Raw genomic sequence first — 12,840 nt, 5'->3', positions numbered from 1 at the left:
ATAATAAGAACAATATAACTATATTAAGTATATATTTAATATATCATAAAATTCTTATTAAAACATGTTTACAATATATTATTCCAATAATTTAGAACATTTATTCTATATCATTCAATTACAAATTCAAAAAAAAACAATACACAATATATTTCAACCGGAAGTTATATTAATAAATCAATCAAATATTATTCAAAGATTCAAATTATTTTTTGCAAAACATACTGGTATACATGCGAATATAAAATATTTTTTTATAGATAATTTTATTATAGAATTATTTACTAATATTTTTCCTGAAATAAAATATGATATATTTTTAGATAAAAATTATTGTATTTGGTATATAATGAAATTTTTGCCAAAATTAATTAATTCACCTGAATTTATTTATTTAACAAAATATTTTCATAAAATGGATGATTTTTATTCTTTTTTTAATTTATCAACAAAAATTGCATATATATATGATCAATATCAAAAATATAAACCAGAATTATTATTAACATGGGATAATAAACAATATTTAAATAAAAATAATTTAAATGAAGTTTGGCAAGCTATATTATGGTATAAAATTATTAATTATCATAATATTTCAAAAAAAACATTATGGCATCATGGCAAATTATATAATTACTTAAAAACATGTCATAATATCAAATTTAATAATATTATACCACAAAAGATATTTATATTATTTATACATGATATTCCTATAATATACCTTAAATTATTACAATTAGTAGAAAAATATATCGAAATACATATTCTAATATTTAATCCATGTAAATATTATTGGAAATATTTAACAAAAAATAGTAGTTTATTAAATCAATTAGGAAAATGTGGTTTATATAATATAGATAAATTTATTGAAATACCATCTAGAATTATTGAAACATTTGTACCTATTAATTCAGTAAATTTATTAACTGAGATACAAAATGATATTTTTTATGCAAAATCATTTAATAAAAAAAAAACAATATTAAGTAAAGATCAATCTATTCAAATATTTTCATGTGAAAGTATTAAAACAGAAATAGAATTATTATATAATAATATTTTAGAGCTTTTATCTAAAGATAAAAATTTATTATTACATGATATTATTGTTACTACTCCTAATATAAAATTATATAAATCTTTCATTAAAACTATTTTTAGTAAAAAAACATTAGCATTTAATATATTTAATGATTTTCATAATGAATATTTAATTAATATTAAAGATAAATTTATATTTTTATTAAAATTATCTAGTACAAACATAACACCTGAAGATATTTTTTTTTTATTAGAAAATAAATATATTTTAAGAAAATTTCATATACAACTAACAGATATTGATTATTTACAATATTGGATTAAAGAAATTGGTATTAAACATAATTTAAATTTTACAAATTTTAAAAATATTATTTTTCCTGAAGATCAATATACTTGGAAATTAGGATTACATCGTATGTTTTTAGGTTATGCAATAAATGATAAAAAAATATTATGGAATAATGTTATTCCATATACAAGTATAAATAATTCATCCAGTATTTTATTAGGTAATTTTACAAAATTTTTATTAACATTATATAAATGGCAACAAATTTTAAATAAAAAATATATTTTACCAAAATGGATAAAAATAATTAATAAATTATATTTAGATTTTTTTTCTTCTACAACATTAAAATACAAATATATACAAGAATTTTTATCAGAAATTAAATCATGTATTCAAAATGGAATAATGGCACAATATAATAAAATGGTTCATGTTAATATAATATTAGATTTAATTTTATTTAAATTAAAATCTTTAACATATAAAAGATTTAAAATTAATTCAATTAATTTTTATTCTTTATATAATTTTCAACCATTAAATTGTAAAATTAATTTTATTATTGGTATGAATAATGAATATTTTCCAAGAAAATCTCAGCAATTTATATTTAATTTATTAAAATATTTTAATAATCAATATGATTGTAACCAAACAGAAAAAGATAAATATAATTTTTTACAATTATTTATTTTAACTCAAAAAAAAATATATATAAGTTATATTATAGATGATAAACAAGAAAATACTAAATGTAGATCACCTATTATAAATATGATAATAAATCATATTAAAGAAAAATATATTATAGATAAAAATAGTATTATAAAAATTGTATTAAATTCAATTTCTGACAATAATATTTATATTAAAAAAGATAATAATACTATATTACATTATAAAAATAATAAACAACCAAATCAATTTATATTACTTGATATTAATAAGATTAATATTAATAATTTTATTAATTTTTGGAAACATCCATTAAAAGGGTTTTTTAATCAAAGATTAAAAATTTACTTACAAGATATATATCATACACAATTTCATATTGTGGACCCTTTTTTAGTAAATTATTTACAAGAATATTTAATAAATAAAAAAATATTTGATACATTTATAAAATATGATGATTTAAATTATTTATATAAATATTATTTAAATTGTAATATATTACCATATGGTAATTATGGTAATTTTTGGTGGTCAGAAAAAGTACAGAAAATTAGTATAATATTTTATCAATATTTTGATAAAAGTATTGTTAGTACAAAAATTTTTAATTTAAAATTAAATAATATTCAGTTATATGGTAAAATTAAATTAATTTTTAATCAAAATAATTTATTAAAATTTGTACCTAAAATTATAGATGTGAAAGATATTATGTCATTATGGATACAACATATAATTTTATGTGCACATGATAATAAATATAAAAAAGATGCACTAATTATAGGATTTAATAATACTAAATATCATTTAAAATATATTCCTTATAAACAAGCATGTTTATTATTAACAAAATATATTCAAGGTTATATTTCTGGTATGAATAATCCATTAATTCTGCCTATGAAAAGTTCTTGGATATGGATTAATTGTTGTTTTGATATACATACTAATAATATTAATTATGATAATAAAATACAACAACAAGCACAAAAATTATTTTTCTATTATTGGGAAAATTGTTATTTTGTTAAAGAAAATAGTGATCTTTATTTTAAAAAAATAAATTATATAATTGATAAACAAGAATTTTTAAATATTCAAAATTTAATTAAAAAATGGATGTTAGATATTTTATTTTTTAAAATAATATAAGCATTTAAAAATTATGATAAATTATAAATGTATAAAAGAATTTGATTTATTTATAAAAAAATTAACAGGTAAATATTTAATTGAAGCATCTGCTGGTACAGGTAAAACTTTTACAATAATTATTATATATTTACGTTTAATATTAGGTTTAATAACCTATAATAATTGTAATACACCACTAAAAATTGAACAAATTCTTGTTGTAACATTTACAGAAATATCTGTTAAACATTTAAGAAAAAGAATTAAAAATAGTATTTATTTATTACGTCAAGCATGCATAAATAATACAAGTGAAAATAATATTATAAATCTTTTAATAAAAGAAATTAAAAATTTAAATCAAGCTAAAACTTTATTATTACAAGCAGAATTAAATTTTCATAAAGCTTCTATTTTTACAATTCATTCATTTTGTCAAAAAATATTAAATATGTATCATTATAATATTTTTACAACAAATATTATTAATAATGAGTTTTATTTATTAAATGAAGCTATTATACAATTTTGGCATGATTATATTAATAAATTACCTGAATATATATCAATAATTATTTTTATATATTTTAGAACACCTCAACAAATACTACAAAGTATATTACCATTTATAAATCATTATTCCACATCTATAATAAAATATCATACAGATAATATAAATGTATGTAAGCAATATGATAATAATAAAAAAAATTTAATTATTATTAAAAAATATTGGATACAATATCATCAAGATATAATTATTATTATTAATAATAGTGATATTAATAAACATATGTATAATAAACGAAATATGCAAAAATGGATTAATATTGTTAATGTGTGGGCAAATAATAATATATATGATACTTATCCAACACAATTAAAAAAATTTTCTAGACAAATACTAATAAATAATAGTATAAAATATCCTCCTAAACATATTTTATTTAATAAAATAGATATATGTATTAAAAATATAATAAGTTTAAAAAATATAATTATATTACAAGCATTAAAATATGTTGTTAATTTTATACAAATTAAAAAAAAAAAAGACAATAAAATTAGTTTTAATGATTTATTAAATCTTTTATTAAAAAGGTTGAATAGTAAATTTGGTGTTAAAATTGCTCAAGACATTAGAAAAATATATCCTATTACTTTCATAGATGAATTTCAAGATACTAATACACAACAATATAATATTTTTAAAAAAATTTATAATAAATCTACTAATCCAATTATTTTTATTGGCGATCCTAAACAAGCAATTTATTCTTTTAGAGATGCTGATATTTTTACTTATATACAAGCTACTAAAGAAATTAAAAATTGTTATACATTAAAAAATAATTGGCGTTCATCTAGTACAATAGTTAAAAGTATTAATCAATTATTTTCTAATAGGTCACAAACCTTTGTTTTAAAAAATATTATTTTTAATCAAGCTACATATGTACAACATAAAATTAATTATAAATTTATATTTAATAATGATATACAACCTGGTATAAATTTATGGTTGGATTTATATGAAACAAATATAAATAAATTCAAACAAAGAATAGCATATATATGTGTTAGTAATATTTATAAATATTTAATAAGTAATAATAATTATTTTTTATATGGTACAAACAAGAAAATAGTTAATATTAATGATATTACTATACTAGTACGTAATAAATATGAAGCATATATTATTCAAAAAGAATTTATTAAATTTAATATTCCATCTATATATTTATCTAATACTATTAGTGTTTTTGAAACTATTGAAGCAAAAGAATTAATTATTTTATTAAAAACTATTATAAAACCAAGCAATAAATATTTAATTATAAAATTATTATCTAGTACATTATTTGAAATTAATTTAATATTTTTTGATTATCCAAATAAATATAAGCTCATTTTAAAAACTATGGAACAATTTTTTATATATAAAAAATTTTGGAATAAATATGGTTTTTTAAATATGTTAGAATATATGTTTTTAAATAAAAATATTTATGATAAACAAAATATATTATATTTTTTTAATAAAAAAAAAATTAAAAATATTTTACATATAGGAGAATTATTACAAAATTCTATAGATAATACTACTAATGTAGTACATGTAATACAATGGTTAAAAAAACAAATTACATATCCAAATAATCAAGATGAAAATCAACAAATTAGATTAGATAATCAAAAAAATCAAATAAAAATTATGACAATATATAAATCAAAAGGGTTGCAATTTCCTATTGTTTGGTTGCCATTTATTATTTGTAATTTTGTTGATTTAATACATGATCATGGTGTTATTTATCATAATCGTAGTAATTTTAATAAAATTATAAGTTTTAATAAAAATATAAATTATATAAAATATACATTAGAAGAATCATTATCCGAACATATAAGATTATTATATGTGTCTATTACTAGAGCTATTTTTCATTGTAGTATTGGTATAGCTAATCTTAAAAATCATTGTCAATATAAAAAATATTTTAATTATTTTAATGCTTTACATTATTTAATTAAAAATAAAAATAATAGCACTACAGAAGATTTAAAAAATAACGTCAATAAATTAATTACAGATGACATTAAAGTTATTATTAATGATAATGTAAAATTATTACAAACAAAAAATTATTATGTACAATATCAAACACTAAATAATTTAAATAATATTAATGATTATAAAGAATATAATATAAAATATAAAAATTTAGATATTATAAGTTATACAAAAATAAAAAAACAACAATTATATAATACAAATGATACAAAATATTTTTATAATTTTTATTTTATACAAAATAAAAAAAAATATATAAAAAAAACACAACATAATTTTCCTATAGGTAAAACAACTGGGTTATTAATACATTCTATTTTAGAAAAAATAAATTTTCAAAATCCAGTATCAAAATCATTTATTAAAAATGAATTAATTAAAAATAATATAAATATATCTTGGGATATTATGTTAACTAATTGGATTAATAATATTATTAATAAATCCTTAAGTTATACAAATATTATTCTTAAAAATATTAATAGTAAAAATAAACAAACAGAATTTGAATTCTATTTATCAATTAAAAATAATATTTCTAGTCAAAAATTTAATAATATTATTAAAAAATATGATAATATTTCATATTATCTTCCACTAATTAATTTTAATGAATTTCAAGGTTTTATACATGGTGTTATTGACTTAATATTTATATGGGAAGATAAATATTATATTATTGATTATAAATCACATTGGTTGGGATCAAATGTTTATAAATATAATATAAAAAATATGAAACAAAATATTTGTTATAATCGTTATGATATACAATATCAATTGTATACTGTTGCATTACATAAATATTTAAGTAGTAAAATTATTAATTATAATTATAATAAATATTTTGGTGCGATTATATATTTATATGTACGAGGTATAAATAAAAAAATAGATAATTATAATGGAATTTGGATAACTAAACCAAAATTTGAATTAATTCATGCATTAGAAAAATTATTTAATTAAATTAATAACATGTTTAATATATTAAATATTTTATATAAAAGTAAAATTTTTAAAGAAATTGATTTACAATTTGCTAATATTATGTCTGATATAACACAACCAGAATTAATATTAGCTATAGCTTATTTAAATAAAATGATGCGTAGAGGTCATGTTTGTTTGCCAATTAAAAAACTTAATTTAAATAAAATTTTTCATAATAAAAAAGTATTTTTAGAAAAATATACTAATATCATTAAATTAAATAGTATTGAAGATTGGGAAAAAAAATTATTATCATATCCACAAGTAAATACTGGGAAATATATAACACCATTTATTATATATAATAAATGTTTGTATATATATAAAATGTGGCAAGCAGAAAACATAATAGTAAAACATTTTATAAAAAATAAATTTAATAATACCATGATAAATATAGATAGTATAATACCTATACTAAATTTAATATTTAATGAACAAGATATAATACAAAAACAAATAGCCTTAATGTCAATAACTCATAGAATTAGTATTATTACAGGATCTCCTGGAACAGGTAAAACTAGTATTATATCTAAACTAATTTTATTTTTTATAAAATGTTTTACAAAATCATTTAAAATAAAAGTTGCAACACCTACTGGTAAAGCATCACATAGATTAACTGAATCATTATCTATTTTTTTTAACTCTATTGATATTATTCCTTTATTAAATAATCAAGAAAAAAATAATATTCCTAAAAATGCTGTTACTATACATAATTTATTAAAAATTAATATGTATAATCAAACAACAATTTTCAATAAAAAAAATCCTTTAAATGTAAACTTATTAATTATAGATGAAGCATCAATGATAGATTTACATTTAATGACCATTATTTTAGAAAGTTTATCTCATGATAGTTTTTTGATTTTATTAGGTGATAATTTTCAATTATCACCTATAGAACCTGGTTATGTATTTCAAGATTTATGTTATTTTATGAAATTTAGTAAAACTATAAAATATAATATATGGTTATCTACTATATTAAAAATATCATATGTATATCATAAATCTAGTATACAATATTATTTAAAAAATTGTATTTTCTCATTAAAAAATAATTATCGTTATAAAATTACATCAGGTATACATCAATTAGCTATATCAATAAAATATAATCAAAAACATATCATTAAAGATATATTATTAAATAATAAATATAATAATATTATATATAATAATATTTTAAATATTAAAGATTATGAATTTATGATAAAAAATTTAATTATTCAATTTAAAAATTATTTATATTTTTTAAAAAAAAATATTAAAAATATAGATTTTCATAATCTTTTTCAAGAATTAAAAAAATATCAAATATTATGTGTATTACAAAATGGATTATTTGGTACTAAAACTATTAATAATAGGTTAGAAACTGAATTTTTTAATCAAAATTTAATATTACATTATAATGCCTTTGAAACAGAATGGTATTTAGGTAGACCTATAATTATTAAACAAAATAATAATTTTTTAAATTTATTTAATGGAGACATAGGAATAACTATTTGGAATGATGAAAAAAAAAAATTTCAAATAATATTTCCATTAAATAATATTATAGATATAGTAAATTTACCACCATATGATATTGCTTATGCTATAACAGTACATAAATCACAAGGATCAGAATTTACAAATATTTCATTAATTTTACCTGATAAATTCTCACATTTACTTAATAAGGAATTAATTTATACAGCTGTTACTAGAACAAAAAATAAATTATATATTTATAGTCCTAATAATATATTATTTAAAGCTATAGAACATAATATTAAAAAATATTCTAATATAATTTATAAATTATTAATTTAAATAAAACATATATATTATATTTTAAGTTATTAAACGTTCTTTAATGCGTGCCGCTTTACCAGTTAATTTGCGTAAATAATATAATTTTGCTTTATGTACTTGTCCTGTTTTTTTAATAATAATAGAATCAATTATATAAGAATATAATGGAAAAACTCGTTCTATACCAATTCCATTAGAAATTTTTCTTACCGTAAAAGAAGAATTTAACCCTCTATTTCTTCTTGCAATAACAATACCTTCAAATAATTGAATTCTTTTTTTTGTACCTTCTACTACCCAAACTTTTACTATTAATGTATCACCTACTCTAAAATTAGGAATACTTATTTTTTTTATTTGTTCTTTTTCTATAAGACTTATAATATTCATTAACATATCTCTATAAAATTATTCATAATTTAAAAACTTTTTTTTAAAATTATTTAACAAATATATTTCTGTATCTGTTAGCTTTTTATTTTTTAATAAATCAGGTCTTTTTAACCATGTATTACCTAAAGAATGTTTTAATCTCCATTCTTTAATTTTTTTATGATTTCCTGACAGCAATATTGGAGGAATATCTTGTAAATATTTAATATTTTTTGGTCTTGTGTAATTAGGACAATCTAAAAATCCATTATTATAAAATGAATCTGTTCTATTAGATTGTATATTATTAAGAACTCCAGGTATTAATCTTGTAATTATATCAATAATAATCATAGCTGGTAATTCACCACCACTAAGAATATAATCACCAATAGAAACTTCTTCATCAATATAATGTTTTATTACACGTTCATCTATTCCTTTATATCTACCACATACTAAAATTATATCTTTTTTTAATAATGAATTAATATATGTAATATTAATAACTTTTCCTTGAGGCGATAAATAAATTGTTTGTATATTATTTAATTCTTTTTTTGCGGCACAAATTGCTTCTATTAAAGGTTCTGGCCTTAATATAATACCACCACCACCATATATAGCTTCATCTGTTCTATATTTTTTATACTTAGTAAAATCTTTAGGATTCCAAAAATTTAATTTTAATAATTTTTTTTTTATTCCCTGACGAATAATGCCATAATTTAAAATTGGTTCAAACATTTTAGGAAATAAACTAATTACACTTATTTTCATCATAATATTGCTGTATAAAAATCATTATGTTTCTAATTAATTTGTATAATATGATTATTTAAATCTACTTTTATAATAACTTGTTTTAAAATAAAAGGTATAGTTATAATTTTTTTTTTATTATATAATCTGACAATCATTACATCATTAGAACCTGTTGCAATTATATTTATAACTACACCAATTAATTGATTAAAGCTATTAATAATATTACATCCAATAATATCATACCAATAATATTCATTATTTTTTTTATATGTAATAATATCATTATATTTTATATATATATATTGATTAACTAAGTTAATATATTGATAATTAATATTATCTAGTTTTGTGATATAAAAATATTTTTTTTTTTTATATTGTTGAAAACTTATAAAATATTTTTCTTTGTTTGTATATAAAATAAATAAGTTTTTATATAAAAAAATATCATTTGTATTTTCTGTATATGAAAATAACTTAATCCATTTATGTATTCCATAAAACTTACCAAATTTACCTATAATTAATATTTTATTATTAAAATTAGTTTTTTTTTTATTCATAAAAAATTATTTTAATAAAGAATATATTCTTTTAGATAATATAGCACCTTTAGAAATCCAATAATCCATTCTTTTTTTATTAACTTTAGTTTTATTATGTATATTAAAAGGATGGAAAAAACCTAATTTTTCAATAAAACGACCATCTCTAGGATTTCTACTATCAGTTACAACTATTTTATAACAAGGTTTTTTTTTAATACCTTTTTTAGATAAACGAATTTTAAGCATGTATTTATATACCTGATTATTAAATTAATATTTATAATTATTTTGTAGAAAAAAAATTTGTTATATTATTTAACATAGATCTAATTTTATTATTATTTTTAATTTTTTTAGTCATTAATTTTATTTGATTATATTGTTTAAGAATATTATTAATATTATTTAAAGATATTCCAGACCCTAAAGCAATTCTTTTTTTTCTAGAAATATTTAAAATTTCAACATTTATTTTTTCTAAATGTGTCATAGAATCCATCATAATTTTAGTGTCTCTAATAGTTTGTTTCTTTACGTGAATAATATTCATTATAGGATGATGTAAATATTGTTGTTGATTAATTTTAAATTTATTTAGAATATTTATAATATTATTACTGCCAAATTTTTCAATTTGTTGTAGTTGTTCTAAAAAATCATATAAACTTAAAGATTTCCTCTTATTAATATTTTGAATAATTTGTTGATTTTTTATATCATTAAGTTTTTTTTTAATATCTTTAATAGATAAAAAATCTTGTTTCATACCTAATATTCTATTAGTAATTATTTTTGGGTCAAATATTTCTATCTTATTAATTTTTTCACCAGTACCTATAAATTTTATAGGTTTTTTAATAATATATTTAGCAGATAAAGCAGCACCACCCCTAGTATCACTATCAACTTTAGTTAAAAATATACCAGTAATAGGTACATATTGATTAAATTCCTGTGCACTAATTATAGCATCTTGGCCTGTCATAGCATCTATAACAAACAAATTTTCTATGGGTTTTAAAATATTATATATATTTTTAATTTCATTCATCATTACATTATCAATATGTAATCTTCCTGCAGTATCTATAATGAGTATATCATAAAAATTAATTTTAGCATGAAGTAATGCAAATTTTATGATTTGAAAAACTTTATTATGATGATTATTTTCATAAATATCAATTTTTATTTTATGTGCTAGAATTTTTAATTGTTCTCTTGCTGCAGGCCTATATATATCTACAGATGTTACTATAACCTTTTTTTTATATTTTTTTTTTAGAAAATATGCTAATTTAATTACACTAGTAGTTTTACCAGAACCTTGTAATCCCACTAACATAATTACAACAGGTGGTTGCGATGATAAATTAATATTTACACTTGTTGTACCCATTAATTTAATTAAACTTTTTTGTACTAACATTAAAAGTTCTTGTCCTGGAGTAAAACTATTATTGATTTTTTTACCAATAGCTTGACTTTTTATATCTTGTAAAATAATTTTAATGATTTTAATTGACACATCAGCTTCTAATAAACTTGTATAAACTTCATCAAGAGTATTTTGAATATTAGTTTCTGTCAATCTTCCATAATTTCTAATTTTAGAAAATATTTTATATAATTTTTGACTTAAATTTTCAAACATTTATATTACCGTATAATTTAAAAAAAATATTTAATAATATATAATTTATATATTTTATTCTTTATTTTAATTTTTCAATAATATATGATTATATTATTCGTTTTAATAAACTATTTTAATATAAATACATTATATGTTTTACATCTTAATATATTATATATAATTTTTAAAAAAATAAAATGATAAATAACAATGAATTAGAATTAATTATTAATAAAAAATTACAAATACTTAAAATAGATGATTATACAATTAATGGATTACAAGTAGAAGGTAAAAAAAGTATAAAAAGAATTATTACTGGTGTAAGTATATGTCAAAAATTATTACAATCTGCTATACAATATAAAGCAGATGCTATTATTGTACATCATGGTTTATTTTGGCAAAATGATAATTTATCTATTAAGGGTATAAAAAAAAAAAGATTAAATATATTATTAAATAATAATATTAATCTATATGCTTGGCATCTTCCTTTAGATATCCATCCTACTTTAGGTAATAATATTTATTTATCTAAAATATTAAATATAAATGTTCATGGCAATATTAATCCTTTTGTATTTTATGGTAGTTTTACACAAAATATAACAATACAAGAACTTATAAAAAATATTACACAAAAACTAAATCGTATACCATTACATTTAGGACCTAATATAAATAATCAAATTAAAAATATTGCATGGTGTAGTGGTGCTGGTCAAAAATTTTTTGAAGAAGCAATATTTTTTGGCATTGATGTTTTTATTACAGGAGAAGTTTCTGAAATGAATTTTCATCTTGCTAAAGAATATAAAGTACATTTTATATCAGCAGGTCATCATGCTACAGAAAGAGGAGGCATAATAATGTTAAGTGATTGGTTAAAATACAAATATAATTTAGATGTTTATTTTCTTGATATAAACAACCCTGTCTAAATTAATAAATATTTATATTTTTAAATTAT

The 12,840-nt window shown here is 17.2% G+C and carries 9 protein-coding genes; 4 read left to right on the top strand and 5 right to left on the bottom strand.

What is annotated here, in order from left to right; translation table 11 throughout:
* The first annotated feature begins 64 nt into the window (after positions 1 to 64).
* From GJT85_RS02090 to recD, 3 genes are read left to right on the top strand one after another with little or no spacing between them, the layout of a single operon-like run.
* Positions 65 to 3,175 (top strand): exodeoxyribonuclease V subunit gamma, encoded by a 3,111-nt coding sequence (locus tag GJT85_RS02090; RefSeq protein ID WP_208754558.1) that lies wholly within the window; start codon positions 65 to 67, stop codon positions 3,173 to 3,175.
* 13 nt (positions 3,176 to 3,188) lie between these two features.
* Positions 3,189 to 6,704: an exodeoxyribonuclease V subunit beta gene (gene recB, locus GJT85_RS02085; protein WP_208754557.1), complete on the top strand. Its 3,516-nt coding sequence runs from the start codon at positions 3,189 to 3,191 to the stop codon at positions 6,702 to 6,704.
* Positions 6,705 to 6,713: 9 nt separating this feature from the next.
* On the top strand, positions 6,714 to 8,561 hold the full coding sequence (recD, locus tag GJT85_RS02080; protein WP_208754556.1) for an exodeoxyribonuclease V subunit alpha: 1,848 nt from the start codon (positions 6,714 to 6,716) through the stop codon (positions 8,559 to 8,561).
* Positions 8,562 to 8,582: 21 nt separating this feature from the next.
* Here recD and rplS read toward each other — a convergent pair whose 3' ends face one another.
* The 5 genes from rplS to GJT85_RS02055 are packed head-to-tail and all read right to left on the bottom strand — an operon-like array spanning position 8,583 to position 11,885.
* Entirely contained in the window at positions 8,583 to 8,933 is a 351-nt protein-coding gene (rplS, locus tag GJT85_RS02075) for a 50S ribosomal protein L19 (protein ID WP_425482946.1), read from the bottom strand.
* A gap of 18 nt (positions 8,934 to 8,951) precedes the next feature.
* Positions 8,952 to 9,695, bottom strand: a complete 744-nt coding sequence (gene trmD, locus GJT85_RS02070; protein WP_208754613.1) for a tRNA (guanosine(37)-N1)-methyltransferase TrmD — start codon at positions 9,693 to 9,695, stop codon at positions 8,952 to 8,954.
* A 32-nt stretch (positions 9,696 to 9,727) separates the two neighbouring features.
* Positions 9,728 to 10,246 carry a ribosome maturation factor RimM gene (rimM, locus tag GJT85_RS02065; protein WP_208754554.1) on the bottom strand — a complete coding sequence of 173 codons (519 nt, stop codon included), beginning with the start codon at positions 10,244 to 10,246 and terminating at the stop codon, positions 9,728 to 9,730.
* Between the two features lie 6 nt (positions 10,247 to 10,252).
* A complete protein-coding gene (rpsP, locus tag GJT85_RS02060; protein WP_208754553.1) occupies positions 10,253 to 10,477 on the bottom strand; it encodes a 30S ribosomal protein S16 in 225 nt (74 codons plus the stop codon).
* Between the two features lie 37 nt (positions 10,478 to 10,514).
* Positions 10,515 to 11,885, bottom strand: a complete 1,371-nt coding sequence (locus tag GJT85_RS02055) for a signal recognition particle protein (RefSeq protein WP_208754552.1) — start codon at positions 11,883 to 11,885, stop codon at positions 10,515 to 10,517.
* 182 nt (positions 11,886 to 12,067) lie between these two features.
* Here GJT85_RS02055 and GJT85_RS02050 point away from each other — a divergent pair, with 182 nt between their 5' ends.
* Positions 12,068 to 12,811: a Nif3-like dinuclear metal center hexameric protein gene (locus GJT85_RS02050; RefSeq protein ID WP_208754612.1), complete on the top strand. Its 744-nt coding sequence runs from the start codon at positions 12,068 to 12,070 to the stop codon at positions 12,809 to 12,811.
* Positions 12,812 to 12,840: the final 29 nt, after the last annotated feature.

Origin of the sequence: Enterobacteriaceae endosymbiont of Neohaemonia nigricornis (assembly GCF_012571795.1) — a bacterium.
GTDB lineage: Bacteria > Pseudomonadota > Gammaproteobacteria > Enterobacterales > Enterobacteriaceae.
The sequence above is the reverse complement of the archived record's forward strand: the minus strand, read 5'-3'. Positions and strand labels throughout refer to the sequence as shown.